This is a genomic window from Pseudorhodobacter sp., assembly GCF_034675685.1.
Classification (GTDB): domain Bacteria; phylum Pseudomonadota; class Alphaproteobacteria; order Rhodobacterales; family Rhodobacteraceae; genus Pseudorhodobacter.
In genome coordinates, this window is record NZ_JAUCDA010000016.1 from 111,151 (window position 1) to 132,716 (window position 21,566).

Annotated in this window: 18 protein-coding genes; 11 read left to right on the forward strand and 7 right to left on the reverse strand. The window is 57.9% G+C overall.

Going from position 1 to position 21,566, the window contains the following annotated elements; translation table 11 throughout:
• Nucleotides 1–11: 11 nt before the first annotated feature.
• The 10 genes from VDP61_RS11960 (at nt 12) to VDP61_RS12005 (ending at nt 11,590) form a co-directional block, all read left to right on the forward strand.
• Nucleotides 12–1,385 carry an MATE family efflux transporter gene (locus VDP61_RS11960; protein WP_323007113.1) on the forward strand — a complete coding sequence of 458 codons (1,374 nt, stop codon included), beginning with the start codon at nt 12–14 and terminating at the stop codon, nt 1,383–1,385.
• Nucleotides 1,386–1,566: 181 nt separating this feature from the next.
• The gene (locus VDP61_RS11965; protein ID WP_323007114.1) at nt 1,567–1,767 is read left to right on the forward strand and encodes a DUF2892 domain-containing protein; all 201 of its coding nucleotides are present in this window, start codon (nt 1,567–1,569) and stop codon (nt 1,765–1,767) included.
• Between the two features lie 439 nt (nt 1,768–2,206).
• Entirely contained in the window at nt 2,207–3,319 is a 1,113-nt protein-coding gene (locus VDP61_RS11970) for a TRAP transporter substrate-binding protein (RefSeq protein ID WP_323007535.1), read from the forward strand.
• Between the two features lie 58 nt (nt 3,320–3,377).
• On the forward strand, nt 3,378–3,962 hold the full coding sequence (locus VDP61_RS11975; protein WP_323007115.1) for a TRAP transporter small permease subunit: 585 nt from the start codon (nt 3,378–3,380) through the stop codon (nt 3,960–3,962).
• Complete coding sequence (locus VDP61_RS11980) at nt 3,959–5,380, forward strand: TRAP transporter large permease subunit (protein WP_323007116.1); 1,422 nt, start codon at nt 3,959–3,961, stop codon at nt 5,378–5,380. The genes VDP61_RS11975 and VDP61_RS11980 overlap by 4 nt, the downstream gene beginning before the upstream one ends.
• Entirely contained in the window at nt 5,370–6,194 is an 825-nt protein-coding gene (locus VDP61_RS11985; RefSeq protein WP_323007117.1) for an amidase, read from the forward strand. The genes VDP61_RS11980 and VDP61_RS11985 overlap by 11 nt, the downstream gene beginning before the upstream one ends.
• Nucleotides 6,148–6,696: an amidase family protein gene (locus tag VDP61_RS11990; RefSeq protein WP_323007118.1), complete on the forward strand. Its 549-nt coding sequence runs from the start codon at nt 6,148–6,150 to the stop codon at nt 6,694–6,696. Before VDP61_RS11985 ends, VDP61_RS11990 begins: the two co-directional genes overlap by 47 nt.
• Nucleotides 6,693–6,851: a hypothetical protein gene (locus VDP61_RS11995; protein WP_323007119.1), complete on the forward strand. Its 159-nt coding sequence runs from the start codon at nt 6,693–6,695 to the stop codon at nt 6,849–6,851. The genes VDP61_RS11990 and VDP61_RS11995 overlap by 4 nt, the downstream gene beginning before the upstream one ends.
• A gap of 540 nt (nt 6,852–7,391) precedes the next feature.
• On the forward strand, nt 7,392–8,480 hold the full coding sequence (locus VDP61_RS12000) for an efflux RND transporter periplasmic adaptor subunit (protein ID WP_323007120.1): 1,089 nt from the start codon (nt 7,392–7,394) through the stop codon (nt 8,478–8,480).
• 11 nt (nt 8,481–8,491) lie between these two features.
• Nucleotides 8,492–11,590 carry an efflux RND transporter permease subunit gene (locus VDP61_RS12005; protein ID WP_323007121.1) on the forward strand — a complete coding sequence of 1,033 codons (3,099 nt, stop codon included), beginning with the start codon at nt 8,492–8,494 and terminating at the stop codon, nt 11,588–11,590.
• Between the two features lie 182 nt (nt 11,591–11,772).
• Here the strand turns inward: VDP61_RS12005 and VDP61_RS12010 are convergent, their stop codons facing one another.
• The 4 genes from VDP61_RS12010 to VDP61_RS12025 all read right to left on the reverse strand — a co-directional run bounded on the left by VDP61_RS12010 (nt 11,773) and on the right by VDP61_RS12025 (nt 15,637).
• The gene (locus VDP61_RS12010) at nt 11,773–12,354 is read right to left on the reverse strand and encodes a DUF1190 domain-containing protein (RefSeq protein WP_323007122.1); all 582 of its coding nucleotides are present in this window, start codon (nt 12,352–12,354) and stop codon (nt 11,773–11,775) included.
• A 46-nt stretch (nt 12,355–12,400) separates the two neighbouring features.
• Nucleotides 12,401–13,627: a glutathionylspermidine synthase family protein gene (locus VDP61_RS12015; protein ID WP_323007123.1), complete on the reverse strand. Its 1,227-nt coding sequence runs from the start codon at nt 13,625–13,627 to the stop codon at nt 12,401–12,403.
• A gap of 139 nt (nt 13,628–13,766) precedes the next feature.
• Entirely contained in the window at nt 13,767–14,312 is a 546-nt protein-coding gene (locus VDP61_RS12020; RefSeq protein WP_323007124.1) for a carboxymuconolactone decarboxylase family protein, read from the reverse strand.
• Entirely contained in the window at nt 14,309–15,637 is a 1,329-nt protein-coding gene (locus VDP61_RS12025) for an aspartate aminotransferase family protein (protein WP_323007125.1), read from the reverse strand. Before VDP61_RS12025 ends, VDP61_RS12020 begins: the two co-directional genes overlap by 4 nt.
• A 246-nt stretch (nt 15,638–15,883) precedes the next feature.
• Between VDP61_RS12025 and VDP61_RS12030 the strand changes: the two genes are divergently transcribed.
• Nucleotides 15,884–16,798 (forward strand): MurR/RpiR family transcriptional regulator, encoded by a 915-nt coding sequence (locus tag VDP61_RS12030; RefSeq protein ID WP_323007126.1) that lies wholly within the window; start codon nt 15,884–15,886, stop codon nt 16,796–16,798.
• 173 nt (nt 16,799–16,971) lie between these two features.
• On the opposite strand, the gene VDP61_RS12035 is transcribed toward VDP61_RS12030, so the two are convergent.
• The 3 genes from VDP61_RS12035 to VDP61_RS12045 form a co-directional block, all read right to left on the reverse strand.
• Nucleotides 16,972–19,173 (reverse strand): polysaccharide biosynthesis tyrosine autokinase, encoded by a 2,202-nt coding sequence (locus VDP61_RS12035; protein WP_323007127.1) that lies wholly within the window; start codon nt 19,171–19,173, stop codon nt 16,972–16,974.
• 137 nt (nt 19,174–19,310) lie between these two features.
• Nucleotides 19,311–20,132, reverse strand: a complete 822-nt coding sequence (locus VDP61_RS12040; protein ID WP_323007128.1) for a metallophosphoesterase — start codon at nt 20,130–20,132, stop codon at nt 19,311–19,313.
• Nucleotides 20,129–21,370: an O-antigen ligase family protein gene (locus tag VDP61_RS12045; RefSeq protein ID WP_323007129.1), complete on the reverse strand. Its 1,242-nt coding sequence runs from the start codon at nt 21,368–21,370 to the stop codon at nt 20,129–20,131. Before VDP61_RS12045 ends, VDP61_RS12040 begins: the two co-directional genes overlap by 4 nt.
• Between the last annotated feature and the right edge of the window lie 196 nt (nt 21,371–21,566).

The following is a 21,566-nucleotide window of genomic DNA, read 5'->3' on the forward strand; positions in this document are numbered from 1 at the left end:
GGTAGTTCACAATGGCGCGCGGCGCGATTGATCGTGATCTGACGACAGGGGCAATCTCTGGCCATTTTCGCAGCCTGGCCTTGCCGGCTGCCATCGGGATGCTGTTTTCCACGCTGTACAACGTGGTGGACGTGTATTTCGCGGGGCAGATTTCCACGCAGGCACAGGCAGGGCTTGCTGTGGGGTTCCAGGCGTTTTTCATCAATATGGCGGTCGGTTTTGGCCTTGGTGCGGCGATGAGCGCGCTGGTGGGCAAGGCAAAGGGCGGCAAGGATGAGGCCCGCGCCCGCAGGCTGGCTGTGCAGGGCATTGGGCTTGGGGTGGTTTTGACGGCCGCTTTGATGGTGGTGGCGGTGTGGCTGGGGCCTGCGCTGATTTCGGTGGTGTCCAAGCCGGGTGCGTATAGGGATGCCGGGACCAACTATTTTGTCTGGCTGATCTTTGCCCTGCCGGGGTTCTTGTTGGCTTATGCGGGCAATGGCGTGTTGCAGGCGCGGGGTGACACAAAATCGCTGCAGCGCGCCCTTGTTGTGGCATTTTTTGCGAATGTGGTGCTGAATCCTTTGTTCATCTACGGGCTGCCAGGGGTGGTGCCCGGCATGGGGTTCAACGGTATTGCCGCGTCTACCGTGGTCAGCCAGACCGGGGTGATGCTGTATATCATGTACCGCCTGTTCGGTCGCGGGATCATGAAAGGGCTGAGTGGGACCGAGTTTATCCCCGATCCGGCACTCTATCGCGCGATTTTACGGCAGATGTTGCCGACAAGCCTGTCGATAGCGGTGATGTTCATGACCGGCTTTGTGATCCAGTTTTACCTTAAGGGGTTTGGCGGATCGGCGGTTGCGGCCTATGGCATCGCCTTGCGGGTAGAGCAGATTATGCTGCTGCCGGTTTTGGGCATGACCGGGGCATTGCTACCGATTGCGGCCCAGAATTTTGGCGCGGGGGATCATGCGCGTGTGCGCGAAGCGGTATTCTTTTGCTGGAAGCTGGGGTTTGCGATGATGGCGGTGGCCTGCCCGGTGCTTTGGTTTGGTGGGGAATGGGCGATGGGGGCCTTTACCAGCGACCCCGAGGTCGTTCGCGTCGGCGTCAGCTATCTGCATGTCGACGGGTTTGTCTTGCCGTTCTATATGATGCTGTTCTCGATCAATTCCTTGCTGCAAGCGCTGCAAAAGCCGATCTGGACGCTGTGGATCGGGATTTATCGCCAAGGTATTGCAGTTGCCCTATTTGTTTGGGTGTTCGTGCGGATTTTGGAATTTGATATCTGGGGCGTTTGGTTTGGTGTGGCGCTGGCAGTGATTTCGGGGTGGGCGCTGGCGATGTGGGTGGCGCAGCGGGTGGCGCGCGATGTCATCGGCGGGCTGTGGCTGCGCTAGCTGCGGGCCTGTGCCAGAGATGAAAGCATCTGGCAAAGCGGCCCTTGAAAGGCGCGACAAAAGCGCCTCTTTCGCGGTTTTTTTGCGTCAAACCTATTGAGGCCCTAGTGAAAGCGAACGGAACTTGATATTGTAATTTATGAATGTAAGCTGTCCCAACGAATACGAAAGGAATATACCAATGTCACTGGATCGCGTCATCTTCGCCTTTGCCGGCGCTATGGTTCTTGTCTCAGTTGCGCTGACATCTTGGGTTTCGCCCCATTTTGTCTGGTTCACCGTTTTTATCGGTGCAAACCTGTTTCAATCGGCGTTTACCGGTTTTTGCCCGGTGGCGCGGCTTTTTGCAAAATTCGGGGTACAACCGGGTAAGGCATTCTGAAAACGGGGGCCTGACGGTTTGCGGGTTTTGGCCCCTAACGTAGCCCCGAACGCAGTCCCGCCAGAACGGCTGGCGTGACAAGGTGGCAAAGCCTTGCAAAGACCCAAAACAGGCTGTGGTCGTGGTGGCGACTACAGCCAAACTAGGTTTTACGCATCTTTGAACGCGCGCCCCTGCGCCGCCCCGCATAGTGGCCCCCCTGCCCGATAGGCGGGGGCGAATGACCGGGCCCCAGAAATTCGCCGATCAGAATATATGTTTACTCACTTGAAATTCCAACCTACACATATGAGGGAATTGGGAAAGGCACCCGGGAGAGAGTGCTTATCCTGAGAAAAAAGCCCCTGCGTTGGTGGCTTTTTGTGCCGAGGTAGTGGGTAGTGTAGAGTAACATCTGGCTTGATAATCTGGGAGGATTGACGTGACAAATGCAATTAACATGGGCCGACGGTCATTTCTGCGGAAAACCGCGCTTGGCGGTGGTGCTGCGGGCATCGGCGCATTGGCGGCCCCGGCAGTTATGGCGCAGGCCCCGCGTGTGCTGAAGATGCAATCTGCGTGGCCATCGTCCAACGTCTGGCAAGAGATGGCGCAAGATTACGTCACGCGGGTTGAGGCGATGGCGGGTGGACGCCTGAAAATTGACTTGCTGCCGGCAGGGGCGGTTGTTGGCGCGTTTCAGGTGCTGGATGCGGTGAATGACGGCTTGCTGGATATTGGCCATGACGTGCCGGTATATTGGTACGGCAAGAACAAGGCCGCGTCGCTGTTTGGCACTGGCCCGGTGTTTGGCGGCTCGGCCACCACCATGATGAACTGGTTCTATGAAGGTGGCGGCAAGGCGCTGTATGATGAGCTGACGCGCGACATCATGGGCCTCGATATTGATGGTTACATGGCGTTTCCGATGCCGGCGCAGCCCTTTGGCTGGTTCAAGAACCCGGTTACCAGCGTGGCGGAACTTCAGGGATTCAAGTACCGCACCGTCGGTCTTGCTGCCGATCTGATGGCCAAGCTTGGCATGTCGGTGGCCCAGCTTCCGGGTGGTGAAATTGTGCCCGCGATGGAGCGGGGCGTGATCGACGCGTTTGAATTCAACAATCCGTCGTCCGACCGTGACTTTGGTGCGCAGGATGTGGCCAAGAACTATCTGCTGGCGTCATATCACCAAGCGTCGGAAAGCTTTGAATTCCTGTTCAACGGGTTGTTGATGGAGGATATGGAGCCGGATCTGAAAGCCATTCTGATCCATGGGGTCGAGGCCGTTTCGACTGCCAACACCGCCAAGGCTGCGCGCCGCTATTCTGCCGACCTGAAATGGCTGGAGGAAGAGGCGGGCGTGAACATCGTGCGCACCTCGAACGAAATCCTGGAGGCACAGATCAAGGCCTGGGATGAGTTGATCCCCGAGCTGGAAGCCGATCCCTTCATGAAGAAATGTCTGGACAGCCAGCGCGCCTGGGTCAAGGACGTGGTGTTCTATGAGCTGATGAACGCGCCGGATTATGCGCTCGCGTATAACCACTATTTCCCCGAGCGTCTGAAGCTTTGACGGTATCGCCCCTGCCCGCTGTGGCGGGGGCGGCCTTTCCTATCTTGGGGAATTTCTAATGTACAGCTATATCCGGTTCGCTGATGCGGTCTCCGCATGGTTCGGCAAAACCTTTGCGTGGCTGATCGTCTTTATGTCGGTTGGTACGGGCTATGAGGTCTTCGTTCGATATGTCTTGAACAGTCCAACCGCTTGGGCGTTGGACCTGTCCTTTATCATGTATGGCACGCTGTTCATGATGGGCGGGGCCTATACCCTGTCACGGCGGGGCCATGTGCGGGGCGATTTTCTGTACCGGCTTTGGCCAAATCGTTGGCAGGCGCGGGTTGATCTGGTGCTGTATTTCCTGTTCTTCTTTCCCGGTGTGCTGGCGCTGATTTTCGCAGGCTGGAAATACGCGGCGCGATCCTGGCAATATGGTGAGGTGTCGGTCAGCAGCCCGGCGGGCATCCCGATTTACCAGTTCAAGACGGTCATCGTGGTGGCCGGTATCTTGCTGTTGATCCAAGGCATTGCCGAGGTGTTTCGCTGCATTCACTGTATCCGCACCGGCGAGTGGTTGGAGGCAGAAGAAGACGTGTTCGAGACCGAAGACCTTTTGATGAAACAGGCGAATAAAGCCGAAAAGGACGCCCATCCATGACCGATCCACAGGTCGCCCTGTTCATGCTGGGGCTGTTTATTGTTTTTGTTTTCCTTGGCTTTCCGATTGCATTTACCCTGATGGCGATGGGTATTGGCTTTGGCTATTATGCCTATTTCGATGCGCGCCGGATGTGGCGATCTTATGATCGGCTGGACCTCGATACGACATCATGGTGGGATCAGGTCAACGCCTGGTGGGAGGGGCTGTTCAACAGTCGAATATTCGATCTGTTCGTCAATCAGACCTATAATGTGATGAGCAATGAAGTGCTGACCGCCGTACCCCTGTTCTTGTTCATGGGCTATATTGTTGAACGCGCGAATATCGTGAACCGGCTGTTCGACACGCTGAACATCGCCTCGCGCCGCATGCCGGGCAGCATGGGGGTGGCGGCGCTGATCACCTGCGCATTGTTTGCCACGGCAACGGGGATTGTGGGGGCGGTGGTAACCTTGATGGGGCTGCTGGCACTGCCCGCGATGCTGAAGGCGCGCTATGACCCGGCCTTTGCCAGCGGGATTATCTGTGCCGGTGGTACGCTTGGCATTCTTATTCCGCCCTCGATCATGCTGATCGTTTATGCCGCCGCGTCGAATGTGTCGATCGTGCGGCTTTATGCCGGGGCGCTGTTGCCGGGGCTTACGCTGACCGGGCTTTACCTTGCCTATGTGATCGGGCGCTCGATCTTGCAGCCCAGCGTTGCCCCTCGCCCCACCAAGGATGAGGTGCCAGACGTCCCAACGGCAAAGTTGGTGATGATGATGGTCACCTCTTTCGTACCGCTGGCGTTTTTGATTCTTGCGGTTCTAGGCTCGATCCTGTTCGGCCTTGCCACCCCGACCGAGGCCGCCTCTATCGGGGCGCTGGGCGGGATTTTGCTGGCTTTTGTCTACCGCGCGATGACGTGGCAGCGGATGCGCGAAAGCGTCTATCTGACGCTGCGAACAACGGCGATGGTGTGCTGGCTGTTTGTTGGCTCCTATACTTTCAGCTCGGTGTTCTCCTATCTTGGGGGCGAGCATGTTATCAGCGAATTCGTGCAATCGCTGAACCTGTCGCCGCTGATGTTTCTGATCCTTGCGCAGATCATCATCTTTTTGCTGGGTTGGCCGCTGGAATGGTCGGAAATCATCATCATCTTTGTGCCGATTTTCCTGCCGCTGCTGCTGATCTTTGAAATTGACCCGCTGTTTTTCGGGGTGCTGGTCGCCTTGAACCTGCAGACCAGTTTCCTGACGCCGCCGATGGCCATGTCGGCCTATTACCTGAAAGGGATCGCCCCGCCAGAGGTGAAGCTGACGCAGATTTTTGCGGGCTGCATGCCGTTTCTTGGTTGCGTGTTCATCGCGATGGTCTTGATGTATATCTTCCCTGAAATCGTGTTCTATCTGCCGAATAAATTCTATGGCAGTTGATTGGATCAAGCTGGGCGCTGTCGCCCTTCGTGACGCATTGGCCAAGGGGGAAACCTCGGTGGCCGATGTCGCCGAGGCGTATCTGGCGCGAATTGCGGCGGTAGAGCCAGAGGTCGGCGCCTTTGCGTGGTATGATGCCGATCATATTCGTCGTCAGGCCGAGGCGATGGATGGCATGCGCCGCGCCGGGCGGGCCATCGGGCCCTTGCACGGGGTTCCGGTCGCGTTGAAAGACGTGATCGACACCGCGCGCATTCCGACCGAAAACGGCACGCCGCTGGATGCAGGCCGGGTGCCACGGCTGGATGCGGCCCTGGTGGGGCGGCTGAAATCGGCGGGCGCCCTGATTTTGGGAAAAACCGTAACGACAGAGCTGGCCTTCATGGCGCCGTCGGTCACGCGCAACCCGCATGATGCCAGCCGCACCCCCGGCGGGTCTTCGGCTGGCTCGGCGGCGGCGGTGGCGGCGGGCATGGTGCCCTTGGCGGTTGGCACCCAGACCGGCGGTTCGGTTATCCGGCCCGCGTCTTTTTGTGGGACAACTGGCTTCAAGCCAACCTTTGGCGCGATTTCGACCCAAGGCGTGCTGGCCCAGGCACCAAGCCTTGACACGATGGGCGTCTTTGCCCGCAGCCCCCGCGATGCGGCGCTGCTGTGTGATGTGCTGTTCGCGCCCCAGTTGGGCGACATGCCGCTGCCCCCCCCCCGGATTGTTGCGCACGGTTGCGGCGGGCGTGCCGCTGCCGCCAATCTTTGCCGTGCTGCGGATGCCGGGATCGGAGCGGGCCGCGCCCGAAACGCTTGCCGCGATTGATGAGCTGGCCGAGGCGCTGGGTGATCAGGCATTCGAGATCACCTTGCCCGACCTGTTCGCCAAGGCCGAGGCCGAACGCCGCCGGATCAACCTTGCGGAAATGGCGCGCTGTTATCACGCTTATGGGGTGCGCGGCGGGCTGTCCGAAACGCTGACGGCGGCGATTGCCGAAGGCAATAGCATCCTTGCGCGCGATTATATTGCTGCTTTGGACTGGCCCAAACCGCTGAATGCGATGCTGGATGAGGTGTTCCAGCGCTGTGACGCGATCTTGTGTCCAGCAGCGCTTGGCCCGGCACCGGCTATGGAGACCACCGGCGACCCGATTTTCAACGGCGTCTGGACCCTGTGCGGAACACCGGCAGTTACAGTCCCTATCCTTGAGGTGGGGGGCATGCCGCTGGGGGTGCAGCTTATCGGCCCGCGCGGTGGCGATGCGCGCTTGCTGCGCACCGCGCAATGGCTTTACGATTGGATCGACACAGCAGGAGTGACGGCATGAACCGACCCTTGGCAATCCTTGCTTTTGTGGCCTTTGCGGGGTTTATCGGCATTTTGATTCGTGCCGTTCCCAGCCTCGATTTGATCGCCATCGCCGTTTTGACGACAGCGCTTGTGGTTTACGACCTTGTGACATCTTCAGGGCCCAAGGGCTGACCCATAAACCCAAGCCATTGTCGGATAAGGCAAAAAAGCAACCGGCTTTTTCGCAAATGTGCCATCAGGCCTGGGGGGCCAAAACCCCGAACAGGACGTTGGGAAGTTTGCGCTGTTTTGGCACGATGAACTGCCCCCGAAGGCGCCTCGAAACAGGCAGCGGCATAGAGTGCGGCTTGGCTTTGGCTTGGCATATATCCAACCTGAATATCAGCTTTCCGGTAATGTCAAAGCGTTCAGCGTTGAACCTTGCTCTCATATTCTTGCCTGAAATCAAAGATTTCAACGTGTTATGTGGCGGGCTGTGTTTCACAGGTGAAACGCTATGGATATGCCCGTTTCAAGGCTGGGCGCTTTGGCACCACGACGGGCAAGGGCATAACCGGGCATATTTTGCGCGATAAAGGGTCGGTGGCTGCTGTGAAACTTTCCCGGAATTGCCGTAAGGGTCTGGCTGGCAATATCTGAATCCCTGTGTCATAGCAGGGGGCTGCCGCCAGACTTTTGGATGCTGTGGATGTATAAGAACGGGATTTTCACATGATTAAACGCCTTGCAATTGCCATTGTACTGTTGACCCTGATTGTGGGCGGCATCGTGGGGTTTAACCTGTTTCGCGACAAGATGATTGCGCAATACTTTGCCGGCATGACGCCACCGCCGGTCGCCGTTTCAACCGTCACGGCCGAGCCGATGGTTTGGAACAGCGGGATTGATGCGGTTGGAACCGCGCTTGCTGCACAGGGTGTAGAATTGGCGATCGAAGCCGCGGGGCTGGTGCGCAATGTATCCTTCAGCGCGAATGAAAAAGTGACTGCGGGCCAGAAATTGGTGCAGTTGGATGAGCGGATCGAACGCGCCGATCTGGGCGCGGCAGAGGCCTCGTTAGAGCTGGCGATCACCCAATTGGCCCGCAACAAAACCTTGCAGGAACGCGGGATCAGCACCACCAACACCGTTGATACCGCCGAGGTACAGGAAAAGAACGCGCGTGCGCAGGTGGCAAGGCTGACAGCGATTCTTGACCAAAAGGAAATGACAGCACCGTTTGCCGGGGTGATCGGCATTTCGCGGATCGAGGCGGGGCAGTATGTAACGCCCGGCACGATTTATGCGACCTTGCAGAACCTTGAACAGATGCAGGCGGAATTTACCATTCCAGAACAACAAATTACCAGCCTGGCGATCGGGATGGGGTTAACCGCGCAGACCGAGACGGGGAATATGGCATTCAGCGGCAAGATCATCGCGATTGAACCCCGTGTCGATCCTGTGTCGCGTCTGGTGACCCTGCGCGCGTTGATTGAGGGGACCGAGGGCAAATTGTTCCCCGGCCAATTCTTGCGGATCAGGGTAGCGCTGCCGACCGAGGATGGCGTGCTGGCGCTGCCCCAAACCGCAGTCACCTCTAGCCTGTATGGCGATTCTGTATTTGTGTTGCGCAAAGCTGAGACGCTGACAGTCGCACAGGTATTTGTGCAAGTGGGGCGCCGTTCGGGTGGGATGGTCGAAATCATCAACGGAATCGCCGCCGGGGATGAGGTGGTCAACGCCGGCCAGAACCGCCTGACCGGCGGGGCCGCTGTCGTGGTGGATAACAGTGTTACACCCGCCGCCTCGGTGGAATAGGAAGGTCAGCCATGCATTTTTCGGAAATCTTCATTCGTCGGCCCGTTCTGTCCTCAGTGCTTGCGGCTTTGATCATCCTTTTGGGTTTGCAATCCATCTTCAGCCTTCCGGTCCGTCAATATCCGGAAGTCGAGGAAACCGTGGTCACGATCACCACGGTCTATCCCGGTGCCGCGCCCGAGCTTATTCAGGGCTTTATCACCGCCCCGATTGCGGCAGCGGTGGCGACCACAGAAAAGATTGATTATGTCAGCAGCCAATCCCGGCCCTCGGCCTCGGTCGTGTCGGTCAAGATGCAATTGGGGGCCAATTCCGATGCGGCGCTGACCGAAGTGCTGTCCAAAGTGCAGTCAGTGCGGGGAAAGCTGCCCGCTGCTGCCGAAGACCCGATCATCAGCAAAGGCACGGGGCAAACCTTTGCATTGATGTATCTGGCCGCGCAAAACCCGAATATGACGGCCGAGCAGCTGACAGAATATCTGGAACGCGTGGTGCGCCCACGAGTCTCGACCATCGACGGCGTCGCGGAAATGCAGATCATCGGTGCGGCCAATTACGCCATGCGCGTCTGGATCGACCCGCTGCAATTGGCGGCCCGCAAAGTCACGGCGGGCGAGGTGTTGGCCGCTATTCGCGCCTCGAACTTCCTGTCGGCGCCGGGCAAAACCGAAAACGAATATGTGACCTATTCGATCAGCCTTGAATCGACGTTGCAAACCGCCGAAGCCTTTGGTGCGCTGCCGCTGATCACTTCGCCCAGTGGTGTGATCCGGCTGCGTGATGTGGCCAAGGTGGAACTTGCCTCGAAAGAGCCGAACGAAATCATCACCTTCGCCGGCAAGAGCGGCACGTTTATCGGCATCACCGCCACGCCTGCCGCGAACCCTCTGACTACGGCCTCGGCGGTTCTGGCCGAATTGCCCGCGATCAACGCCAGCCTGCCAGAAGGCATGACGCTGGATCTGGTCTATGATTCCACGGAAACCATCAGCGCCTCTATCTATGAGGTGTTCAAGACAATCGCCGAAGCGGTGGCGATTGTGGTTGTGGTGATTATCCTGTTTTTGGGCTCTTTCCGGTCGGTTTTGATGCCGGTGGTAACGATTCCACTGTCGCTGATCGGGGTCTGTACCGTGCTTTTGGCGATGGGGTATTCGATCAACCTGCTGACGCTTTTGGCGATGGTTCTGGCGATTGGCCTGGTGGTGGATGACGCGATCGTGGTGGTGGAAAACATTCACCGCCATATTGAAGAGGGGATGCAGCCAGCAGCGGCCTCGATCAAGGGTATGCAAGAGATTGCAGGCCCCGTTGTCGCGATGACCCTGACGCTGGCCGCTGTGCTGGCGCCGCTTGCCTTTACGGGCGGGCTAACCGGCAGCCTGTTCACCGAGTTTGCAATGACCTTGGCGGGGGCGGTTGTCATTTCTGGCATCGTGGCCCTTACGATCACGCCCAGCATGGCCGCACGTCTGCTAAGCCATGATAACCCCAGCCGTTTTCAGCGCATTGTCGACCGCACCTCGGATAGGGTTTCCAACTGGTATGAACGCCGGGTGTCATCCTCGCTTGATTACCGGCCTGTGACCTTCATCATGGTGTTGGCCCTGCTGGGCGCGACGGGTTTCATGTTTCTGAATACCAAGACCGAACTTGCCCCCGAAGAAGACCAAGGCGCGCTTTTCGCATTTTTGAACGGGCCACGCTATGCGACCACCGATTACACATCGCTTTATATTGATCAGGTGTCGCAGGCGACAGCCGGGGTTGAGGAGGTCGATCTGGGCTTTTCCATCGCGGGCTTTGGTGGGGCCAAGAATACCGGGATTTATATCTGGTCCTTGAAAGATTGGGCAAACCGGTCCCGCAGTCAGGCAGAGATTCAGACAGATATTCAGGCAAGACTGAATACGAATACCGGGGTGCAAGGCTTTGTTTTTGCGCCGCCAACCTTGCCGGGTGCGGGCGGCGGATTGCCGGTGTCGCTGGTGATCCAGTCGATCTATGCGCCGGAACGTGTGGTCGAAATCGCCGATGAGATTCGGCAAAAAGCGATGGCATCGGGCCGTTTTATTGTGGTGCAGAATTCGCTTAGCTTTGATGCGCCGCAAGTGACGGTGACCATCGACCGCGAGCGTGCCGCCGCGCTTAATGTGCCGATTTCTGATATTGGAACGACGCTTGGCCTGTTGGTTGGGGGCAATGCTGTGGCCCAGTTTGATCTGGACAGCAACAGCTATGATATCATTACGCAGGTGCCGCAAGAGTGGCGCAATAACCCCGAGCGTCTGGGCCAGTTCTTTGTGCGCTCAGGCGGCGGTGCCTTGGTGCCTTTGTCCTCGGTCGTGTCGGTGAAAACCGGGGCGAGTGCGGCGTCAATCGAGCAGTTCAACCAGCTTAATGCGGCCACATTGACCGCGTTGCCGATGATCGGCACCTCAACCGGCGAAGGTTTGGCGCAGTTGGAGGCAATCGCGCGCGAAGTGCTGCCGGATGGCTTCTTTATCGAATACTCCGGCCAGTCGCGGCTGGAAGTGGCGCAGGGCAATACCATTCTCTTTGCTTTTGCGGCGGCGGTGATCGTGATTTACCTTGTACTTGCGGCACAGTTTGAAAGCTTCCGTGACCCGTTCATCATTCTGATGTCGGTGCCGCTGTCGATCTTTGGCGCTATTTTACCGCTGAACCTTGGGCTTGGTACGTTGAACATCTATTCGCAGGTTGGCCTGATCACGCTGATCGGCTTGATTACCAAGCACGGAATCCTGATGGTCGAATTTGCCAATCAGCAGCGGGCCGACAATAACATGACCCGGCGCGAGGCGATTGTATTTGCCGCAAAAACCCGTCTGCGGCCGATTTTGATGACAACTGCCGCGATGGCTTTGGCCGTTGTACCGCTGATCCTGGCAGACGGGGCTGGGGCGGCAGCGCGGCAGACAATGGGCTTGGTCATCTTTACCGGGTTGCTTATCGGGACGATCTTTACCCTCTTCGTGGTGCCAATGTTCTACACACTCATCTCGCGCTCGGATGCGCAGTTCCTGATGGCGAAAGGGAACAAGCGGCGGATGTTCGGGGCTGATAAGGTCGAGAAAAGCCCAGGCTAGCGCCGCCGCGCCTGAGCCTTGCGCTGTGATCGGCGCTTTCAGGGCCCCGGCATTGCCGGGGCTTATGTTATCGGCACGCTGCTGGCTGAATGCGTATTGCGCGCGGTCAGATTAACGTGTTCATCCACTATCCCAAGGCAGGGTTGGCGCCTTTGGGGGCGTGGCTATGAATGCAATTTGCCCTAGCCGCCAAGGCCCGTGCGTCCCGCACCCGCCTTGCCAAACCCCCCGCGTGATGAGGCGGTGGCGCTTGTCATTGGCGGTTTGCCGACAGTCGCGGCAGGGCGGGCGAACTGGGATGTGCCCAGCTTTGTCGCACCCGAATTGCTGGAAAACGTGCTGGAACGTGCGGCATTTGTGTATTGCCCGTTCGGGGCTTTATACAGCGGTTGGCTGGCCTTTGCCCCCGCGCGCCCGCCAAGCATGTTGCCGATCAGGTAGCCCATCATCAACGGCATGAAAATACCGCCCGAACCGCCTTGCGTGGCCGTCGCCTCAGAGCCGCAGGCACCGGCACCGTGTTGCTCTTCGCAGACGGTCAGGCTGTCATAGCGCGGCGCCGCTTCAACATGCAAAGCGGCAGCTTCGGCAAAGGCGGTGTCACATTCTTGCGCTGTAAACATGCCACCATTCTGGGCCGCGCTGATGCAGCTTTGCAGATCGGGAAAGGCCGAGGCATCGACCTGTTCTTCCTGACAGCCGGCAAGTGTGAAGGCTGCGGCGCCAAAAATCGTGAGGGCGACAGTTTTAGAGCGTTTGGTCATGACAGGTCTTCCTTGCGGTCCAATTCAGTGGCGCTTCTAGCCCATTTCACGCTGTAATAAAATGCGGCTTGAAGCGGGACAAATCCTGGGTGATACGCGAGCGGTCTTCGCGGATGCCAATGCCGGCACAGGTATCGCCCACGATCCACGCGCCAATCACCGGGCGAAAGCCGTCAAACTGCGGCAAGGGCTGATAGGCCTGGATGATGCGCGGATGTTCGGCATAGTCGTTGTTTTGCGCCGCCTCAATCACTTCGCCCTGTTTGAAGATCGAGACGGACGCGCCTTCGCGGGACAGGATCGGTTTGCGCACATGGCCCGCGATAAGCTGCGCCTCGGCGCGGCCAAAGGCGGCGGCGACATCGGGCGCAGCCGCGCCGCGACCTGCCAATCTGTCGCTGATATCTTGTTCAAAGAAGGCGGGCAAAAGGTTGGGGTGCCCTTCGAACATTTGCCACAATACAGGCAACAGCCCCTTGTTGGACAAGACCGCCTTCCAGGCCGGTTCCAAAAACAGGCAGCCGGATGTGGCGATATGCTTTGCATAGTCATCCCGGAACAGGTCTTCCCACGGATAAAGCTTGAACAGCACGCCGATAACCCGGTCTTCATCATCCAGAAACTGGCCGTCTTTGCTGACCGCAATTTTTTCAAGGTCGCAGTAATGCGCGCCAAGGCCCGCCTCACGCGCGGCCCAGGCCATCGCCTCTACCGTGGCGTAGTCTTCGACGTTGCCCGCACTGGCGGTGAAATGCAGATCGGTATCGGCGGCAAATACTGCCGCAAACCGCGCGACAAGCGCCTCGTGGATGCCGTTGAACTGGTCGCAGCCCTTGGCAAGCACGCCAGCGGCCAGTTGATCCTCTAGCCATTGCCACTGAAAAGCGGCGCTTTCATACAGCGAGGTAGGCGTATCTGCGTTGTATTCCAACAGCTTGGCAGGCCCTTTGCCATCATAGGCCAGATCAAATCGGCCATAGATTTCGGGGTCGCCCTGATGCCAGCTTTGCACAACAAGGTCGCGGTGGGCCTCTGGAATGGCTAGGCGGTCCATAAGCGATTTGCTGGTGATGATCTGCGCAACCGCCTCGCGGCACATTGCATGCAGCTCGGTCGCCGGGTCTTCGATGTCTGCCTCGATCTGCTCAAGCGACAAGGCATAGGCCGAGGTTTCATCCCAATAGGGTTCTCCGTGCATGTCGGCAAAGGTAAAGCCAACCTCCTGTGCATGTTCACGCCAGTTTGGCCTCTCGGGCAGGTCAATCTTTTTCACGCAATACCTCTTTCAAGCTCTTTCACCGCTTAGGCGATTATGCGGCCGGAAACCAGAGCTGGTTGCAGCCTTGGCCTTGCAACACAGCAAGCCCGAGGCGCAGCGCCAACACCAAGACGCCTGCAAGAAAGGCGGGCGATCATGCCAGCGGCTTGGCCAGCATCTCTGCGGCGATATCGGCATCAAGCGGCGTTTCATAGGTCATGAGCAGGTAACCCAAGACCGCATAAAACCCCACGGTCGCTATCAAGTCTATCACCGCTTCGCGGCCGATAGCCGCCGCCAGTTCCGCTTCTTGCGCCAGCGTCAAACGCTTGGTGTCGATGAGGGCATCGACGGCACGAACGATCAGGCCATCTTCCCCCTCTGGCATCATGCGAATTGCTGCGATCCGCGCATCGTTCATCCCCAGCGCACGCGAGCGGCTGACGTGATGCGACCATTCATAATGTGACCCCAGACGGACCGCCGTGCGCAAGATGACCACCTCGGCGCGCAGCGGGCCGAGGTGGCTGTCTTTTACTATATGCTGGCGCAGCGGTGCCCAGGCCCGTAACAACGCGGGGTGATGGGCCATCGTGCGATACACGTTCAGCGCGCCTGCGAAACCATCACGCAAATCGGAAATCTGGTTTGGCCAGTCGGCGTCTGACACGGGCGGGCAAGGTGATTGAGAATGTGTCATTGCGCCACCGTAACTTCGATTATTGTTGCCGCGATACGTTCGACGATCTGGTCGATTTCATCGGGTGTACAAATATAGGGGGGGGCCAAAAGAACATGGTCGCCCCGGACGCCATCTATGGTGCCGCCCATCGGATAACACAAAAGCCCGCGGGCCATCGCAGCTTTCTTGATCTTGGCATAGGTTTTCAGGCTGGGATCAAAGGGGGCCTTGCTGTCTTTATCCGCAACAATCTCAATCCCTCGAAACAAGCCGCGGCCGCGAATATCACCCACAAAAGGCGATTGCCCCAAAGCCGTTTCAAGCCCTGCCTGCAACCGGTCGCCCATATCATGAACATGCTGCATCATCCCGTCGCGGGTGATGATTTCAACCACCTTATTCGCCGCGGCTGCCGCAATCGGATGGCCGATATAGGTATGGCCATGCTGAAACAGGCCAGAGCCATCACGAAACGCCGCATAGATATTGCGCGACAAAAGCACGGCCCCAATCGGTTGGAACCCGCCGCCCAAGCCCTTGGCCACCGTCACCAGATCAGGCACCACGCCTTCCTGGTCAAAGGCAAAGAGGGTGCCAGTCCGGCCCATGCCGCACATCACCTCATCCAGAATCAACAAGATGCCATAGCGGTCGCAAATTTCCCGCACGCGTTTGAAATAGCCTTTCACGGCAGGCACCGCGCCCAAGGTGGCCCCGACAACCGGCTCGGCGACAAAGGCCATGACCTGATCCGAGCCCAATTCATGGATTTTCGTTTCCAGCTCATCGGCCAGACGTGCCGCATATTGATCGGCGCTTTCGCCCACCTGTTGGTCGCGGTAGGCATAACAGGGCGAGACGTGATGCGTTTCGGGCAGGATCGGCTGGAACTGCGCCCGCCGCATCGCATTGCCGCCAGTTGCCAGCGCGCCGATGGTGTTGCCGTGATAGCTTTGTCGCCGTGCAATGATGTGGCGGCGCTGCGGCTGGCCGATCTCAACATAATACTGCCGTGCCATTTTCAGCGCAGCCTCAACCGCTTCTGACCCGCCGGAAACCAGGTAAACATGGTCAAGCCTGTCTGGCGCCAAGGCTGCCAGCCGCTCTGCCAGTTCTTCGGCGACGTCGGTGGTAAAGAAAGAGGTATGGGCATAAGAGAGCGCGTTCATTTGCACCTGCATCGCCTCCAGCACCTCGGCGTGGTTATGGCCCAGGCAACTGACCGCCGCGCCGCCCGACCCATCAATATAGCGCCGTCCTTGGCTGTCGGTGATGGTAATGCCATGGCCCGCAACCGCCCGAGGAAGGCTAGCGCCGATGGAACGGTGAAGAAGTTTTGTCATTCGTGGCCTCTTGCGTCAAAATGCACCCAATTCCTGATGCGGTGGGTGCTACCTTGGCAGAAATGATATAAATTGCAACATTTGTTTTATCAGGTTAGGTTTGGCCCCAAGTGAATCATATTTGACCGCTGGTTCCATTTGAATCATACAAGACAAACGCGTATCGAAGATTTGCTGCGATTATTTACTGGTCTATGTTAGATTTTGTGGCAAAACTGCCAAAGGCCAAGTCCGGGGATGACTCAAATGTTGCACAGAAAATCCCTCAAAGACCAGATTGTCCGTGATTTTGATGCGATGTCGCCGCAGCTTCAGCAGGCGGCGCGCTATGTCTTGGAAAACCCGCAGGATGTCGCGCTGATGTCGATGCGGCGGCTGGCGCGCAATGCGGGCTTGCAGCCAGCTACCATGACCCGGCTGGCAAAGTTTCTTGGCCTGAAAGGCTATGACGACATCCGCGCGCATTATGCCGCCGCCATCCGCACCCATGCCGATGGCTTTGCCGCCCGCGCAATGGGGCAGCAGACGGGCAATCCGGGCGGGCAAAGTGAAGCGGCGAGTCACAGCGAAGCGGGCGTTTTGGCCTATGAAATGCTGCAAAGCCGTGCCGCCCAGATTGCCCGGTTAAGCGAGGCACGGTCCTTGGCAAGCCTGCAGGCCGCCGCCGATCATCTGGGGCGCGCAAGGCGGATCTATGTGCTTGGGATGCGATCTTGCCATTCTGTGGCGTGGCATTTTCACTATGTCATGACGCTTTTGGGCGAAAAGACCGAGCATCTTGACGGGCCCGCCGGCACTGGTGCAGATGGGCTGTTGCGCGCCCGAGAGGGCGACGTGTTGCTTGTGATTTCCATCAATCCCTACACACAGTATTCGCTGGAACTGGCGGCAATGGCGCGTGAAAAGGCCATGACCGTGATTGCGATTACCGATAGCGAGGTTTCACCCTTTGTTGCCATATCGGAGGTCGCGATTCTTTGCGCGACGGAAAGCCAAAGCTTTTTTCACACGCTGGCCCCCGCGCTTGCCGTGTCAGAGGTGCTCTGCGGTTTGCTTGCGGCCAGTGACCGGCAAGCGGCGCTAGAGGCGCTTCAGCGGGCCGACCGGCACCTTGACGCGCTTCACATCTATTCCAACACCATGCCACAGCGCCGGGTGTAACAAACCCTCGGCACAGATAATCAGCAAATGGGGCCAGATGCGCTTGCCTCGGTCTTTGAATGCAAAGACGCCGCGAGTTGTCGCGGCGCCTTGCCCTTATGGTTTTGGCAGATGCGGCGGATGTTTCAAACACGGGCGCCACAAACTGGGTTTTCAACTTCAGGCGAAACGCCTTAGCTGTTTGGATCGCCGTAATAGCCGGAATAGGCGCTGCCGTAGCCGCTAAGTTTGCCTGCTGCTTTATCCTGACGGTTCAATACGGCTAAAAGCTTCACCCCTGGGGCCAGATATTCCCGGACCTGATTGGCGGCATCCCTGACCTCACCCTGCGTGGTGTTGGCGAAGCGCACGACCTGGATTGCGGCGTCACAGGTCTGCGCCAGATAGCGCGTATCAACGACTGGCAAAAGAGGGGGGCTGTCAAGCACGATGACGTGGTAGAAATCGCGGACAGCATCAATCAGCGCAGTGAATTTTGGACTGTTGATCAATTGATCCGTTGGCCGACTGCTGCGGGCCCCCGCCGAGATTACCTCCAATTCCGACATTGGATCTAGAATCGGTTTGACAATCGGCTCGTTTTCGTGCGCGTCCGTTACCAGATAGTCGATCAGCCCATGATCTTGCGGCAGGTCAAAATACTTAGCAACCGATGGTTTGCGCAGATCGCAGTCGATCAGCAGGGTTCGCTTGCCTGCAATCGCATAGGTGCGCGCAAGGGCGATTGCTGTCGTTGTCTTGCCTTCGCCGGGCAAGGCTGAGCAAATCAAGATGACCTTGCCCTTTTTCAAGGCCTCTGGCGTCAGGCCGCGCTCTTTGATCCCGTGATGCAGGGTCGAATCAATTGCCAATCGCAGTTTTCGAAAGCTTTCCGCGTATTGTGACAATGGCTGCGCCACGATGTCATCGGCCAGCAGCCTGTCGCCGCGGTCCAGCGTAAGGGCAGGCACAGCAATAGGCGCACTGACTTGGATCACGTTGCCAAGCTGGGCGGCAGAGCTTACGCCGCCGATGTAATATTCATTCAAAAAGGCGATGACGATGCCAAGGCCGATGGCGGTGGCAGCCGCTAGCGCGATGATAAGCTTTTTGTTCGGCGATGCGGCTGAAATGGGTGGCAATGCCTCGGAGACGACGCGTGCGTCGGCAATCTGCACATTCGCCATCGCGTTCAAATCCTGCACCCGTGCCAACAATTGCTGATACTGGTTGCGCGCAATCGAAGCTGATTGTTGCAAGTTGAACAGATCCGAAATCACCGAAGATGACATGTCAGAACTAAGCAAGGCTTCACGCATCTGCTCACGCGCACGGGTTTCAGCCTCTGTGATCGAGGACACCTGCGCTTCGAAGGTGCTTTGTGCCTGGGTAAGGCGCTGATTCAGGTCTTTTTCCAAGGACTCAAGCGCATTTTGCAGATCAACCTGGCCCTGTGACCCGGTCTGCGCGCCGCGCAGCCGATTCTCCAACTGTTGACGTTCGCGTGCAAGGCTTTCCAGCGCGGAATCGCCAAGGGCGGCGGCGGCGGTGACCCAGTCGTTACGGGCCGCAGCATCGCGGGCATTCGCAAGGGTTTCAATGCTTTTGACCTTGCTGGACTTGGCGGATTCAAGTTGTTGGCGCAGCGCCGCGATGGCTGTGCTGTTGCTTTCTTCTTCAAACCGGGCCAGATTGTCGTCGATAAAGGTATTCAGCCCATTTTCAAGCCGGGTCAGCTCCACCTGGGCAATGCGCGTCTGGCTTTGCAGCACATCGCGCGCTGCGATGATCGAGGCGCTTTTCGTGATCACCTGACGCGCGATATAAGCTTCGACATAGGCGTTCGCAATGGCCGCCGCCCGTTCCGGGTTTTCGGACGTTGCGCTGACAGAAATCAGATAGGTCAGGCCTCGGCGACGTATGTCGGTGGCCGCTTTCAGCTTGGTGATGGTATTGCTGACCAAAGCGGCACTGCCGGCGTCTTCTTTGGGGCGCAGACCAACCGCTTGCCGCAAGCGATTGCCCATTGACTCGATGCCCAGTGCGATACTTACTTTTTGCCCAAGGCCAAGTTTCGGACCAAACTCGGGGTCGTTGATCAAATCTGCCTTTTCTACCACTGCCATCACGGTGGCATCTGCGCGCAGCACCTCCACCTCACCATCAACGCGAGAGTTCAGGATAGCACTTTGGCTATTTTCAACACTACCGGGGTCAAGCAAATTCGACCCACCGGCATCAATCGAAATCAGTGAGGTCGCCCGATACATTGGCGTTGCCACCAAAAGATAGGCGATGGCAGGAAGCAAAACCAACATGAGGGTGATAAGGATCAAACGGCTTTGCCGCCGCAAAATACCAAGCATTTCGTTCAGATCAATTTCTGTGCTTTGCAAAGGCTTCATCCTGATAAAAAAAGCGTAGTCGCCGCCAAATTACGTCATTGATAGGTTAATCACGCGAAAATAGACGCACGCTCAATAACCCGTTCTAAAACCAGATTCCCAGCAGTGTTCTGGGGCCCGAAGGTTAATCACGGGCTGCTACCATAAACTTTGAGGTCTTGAAAAGCACTATCCTGACGTATTGTGAAAACTGCAGGGCGGTGGCCGCTTGCCAACCTCAGCGCGGTCAGCCGACCCGTTGCATAGGCGCCGGTATCAATGCCGATGCTGTTTGGCCCGCAATCAGGCTGATCGGTGATGAAATGGCCGTGAACCAATGTCAGCCCTTCGGGGGGCACGCGGCCCGCACTGCCCCAGATCAGAGCCTGCAACGGTTGCGCGGCCAGCGGTGCGGTCGCATCCGCCCCTGCATGGGCAAGCAAATAAGGACCTACCCTGATTGCAGGCAGCAAATCACGCAAGAATTGAAGGTGATCTTCGGGCAGATGGGCTGACAGAGCCTGTTGCAGCTTGCGCGCGCTCATTGCCATGAGGGTCGAGATGTCCAGCCCGAGCCCGTAAGATGCCAGGGTCTCATAGCCGCCAACGTGCAGCCAATCGGCATGGGCCTGAGGGTTTGCCAGATAGCGCAGCATCATCGCTTCATGATTCCCCATCAGGCACAACCGCTTGGCCGCCACTGGCAGCCGCCGCATCAAATGATCAATGACCTGTGCGCTTTGGGTGCCCCTGTCCACCATGTCGCCCAACAAGATGATCGTCGCCGGGCTGTCAAAATGCGCACTGTCTTGCAGGATCGCTGCTTCAAGTTCGGTGTAAAGCGACAGGCAGCCATGCACATCCCCCACTGCATAGACTGGCCCGTCGAACGGATCCAATGTCGGGATCCCGACGGTTTCAGCAGGCACAGAACGCTTGGCAAGCCGCAACAGTCTTTGCAAAATGGTCATGCCGCGCCACGGCCCCGGCCCGGTAGCGCGGTATCGCCTCCGGGAATTTCGACTGCCTTGTCAGTGGCACCGTTGCTGATCCGTGGACGGGCGATTGCCAACCCGATGATCAACAGGAAGCAATAGACATTGGCGGGCATCTCAAGGCTGAAATCGAAAAGCGAATGGCTGGCCCCAAGTGCAATAACGCCAAGCGCCGCGGCATTCATGGCGACATCGCCTTCATTGCTGCGCAGACGGCCTATGATCATGATGACGGCCCAGCCTATCAATATCATGGGAATACTGCCGATAATAAAGCCCTGTTCGGCCCAGAGGGTAAGATAGGTGTTATGGGCAAGGTCGACATAGCGGTCTGCGACCAGCGGGTCTGCGCGATACAGTTCAAAAGCGGGGGCAAAGGCATCATACCCAAACCCGGTCAGCGGGCGGTCTTGGATCATGCCCCAAGACTGCAGGTAAACGCTGAGCCGATCCGAGCTTTGGGCCAGAGTGAAGATAGCCCGCTCGACCACGCCTGCACCAACATAGGGAATCAGGCCAAGCAACAGGAACAGAATTGCCGCGCCTGCCTCCAGCAGAATGCGCTTTGCGCTGGTTTTGAACGTCACGCGCAGCACAATAAAGGTGACGAAGGCCCCCAAACCCGTAGCCACCAGGCCCATCCGCGACTGGGTCAACAAGATGCACACGGCCAAAAGCACGATAACAAGCCACAGGCCCAGAATCTCCAGCCTTTTGGCCGTCAGAAACGTCTTATAGCCCCGGTCGGGTTCTGCCAGCGTTGCCTGATGCGCCCGCGTCATGGCATAGGCCACGCCAAGCACAAGGCCAAAGCCGAGGAATGTTGCAATGGAATTGCGGTTGACGAAGGTGCCCGTCAGCATGCCCTGGTAAACGTCTTTCGTGCCCCAGAACGAATAATCGTCCAGCAGGCGCAATGAGACAAGACCGAACAACCCATGCAATAAAATACCAAGCATCAGCCACAGGCCCAACCTGTGAATCCGCTCAGGCATGGTGCCGACCTCGATCACAAGAATCAGGAACACCAGGAACCCCACGGCGCGGATTGCCCCCAGCAAGGACGCCCCCGGCATCACGGACAGGCTGTCAGGCCGTATCACGTCTGGCGGCAGCGCGGGCAGTGCCTGAAAGGCGGCGGGAAAATAGGCGGCCCAAGGCATGAATTGCACGATCGCATAGACCGGGACCAACAAAGCCAGGCCGAAAAACATCTTGAATTCGGTGATTTGAAGCCTGCGCTTTCCCCCATCAGGGTTTGCGCCCGCAAGATGTAGGCACAGGCGCCAATCCCCAACAGCAATGTCCATATCAGCCACCACGCCGGACGGTTTGACGCAACCGGAATCGCGCTGACCAGCACCAGCAGAACCAAAAGCCAGCCTGTGACCGCGTTCAGACGGGTATAAC

Bases quoted from the DNA above. Each gene is read 5' to 3' on its own strand.
- VDP61_RS12040 (WP_323007128.1), bottom strand. From the start codon at position 20,132: ATGACCATTTTGCAAAGACTGTTGCGGCTTGCCAAGCGTTCTGTGCCT.
- VDP61_RS12025 (WP_323007125.1), bottom strand. From the start codon at position 15,637: ATGACAAAACTTCTTCACCGTTCCATCGGCGCTAGCCTTCCTCGGGCG.
- VDP61_RS11960 (WP_323007113.1), top strand. From the start codon at position 12: ATGGCGCGCGGCGCGATTGATCGTGATCTGACGACAGGGGCAATCTCT.
- VDP61_RS11965 (WP_323007114.1), top strand. From the start codon at position 1,567: ATGTCACTGGATCGCGTCATCTTCGCCTTTGCCGGCGCTATGGTTCTT.
- VDP61_RS11980 (WP_323007116.1), top strand. From the start codon at position 3,959: ATGACCGATCCACAGGTCGCCCTGTTCATGCTGGGGCTGTTTATTGTT.
- VDP61_RS12020 (WP_323007124.1), bottom strand. From the start codon at position 14,312: ATGACACATTCTCAATCACCTTGCCCGCCCGTGTCAGACGCCGACTGG.
- VDP61_RS12005 (WP_323007121.1), top strand. From the start codon at position 8,492: ATGCATTTTTCGGAAATCTTCATTCGTCGGCCCGTTCTGTCCTCAGTG.
- VDP61_RS11990 (WP_323007118.1), top strand. From the start codon at position 6,148: ATGCCGGGATCGGAGCGGGCCGCGCCCGAAACGCTTGCCGCGATTGAT.
- VDP61_RS12000 (WP_323007120.1), top strand. From the start codon at position 7,392: ATGATTAAACGCCTTGCAATTGCCATTGTACTGTTGACCCTGATTGTG.
- VDP61_RS11985 (WP_323007117.1), top strand. From the start codon at position 5,370: ATGGCAGTTGATTGGATCAAGCTGGGCGCTGTCGCCCTTCGTGACGCA.
- VDP61_RS12010 (WP_323007122.1), bottom strand. From the start codon at position 12,354: ATGACCAAACGCTCTAAAACTGTCGCCCTCACGATTTTTGGCGCCGCA.
- VDP61_RS11995 (WP_323007119.1), top strand. From the start codon at position 6,693: ATGAACCGACCCTTGGCAATCCTTGCTTTTGTGGCCTTTGCGGGGTTT.
- VDP61_RS11975 (WP_323007115.1), top strand. From the start codon at position 3,378: ATGTACAGCTATATCCGGTTCGCTGATGCGGTCTCCGCATGGTTCGGC.
- VDP61_RS12030 (WP_323007126.1), top strand. From the start codon at position 15,884: ATGTTGCACAGAAAATCCCTCAAAGACCAGATTGTCCGTGATTTTGAT.
- VDP61_RS11970 (WP_323007535.1), top strand. From the start codon at position 2,207: ATGGGCCGACGGTCATTTCTGCGGAAAACCGCGCTTGGCGGTGGTGCT.
- VDP61_RS12045 (WP_323007129.1), bottom strand. From the start codon at position 21,370: ATGTTTTTCGGCCTGGCTTTGTTGGTCCCGGTCTATGCGATCGTGCAA.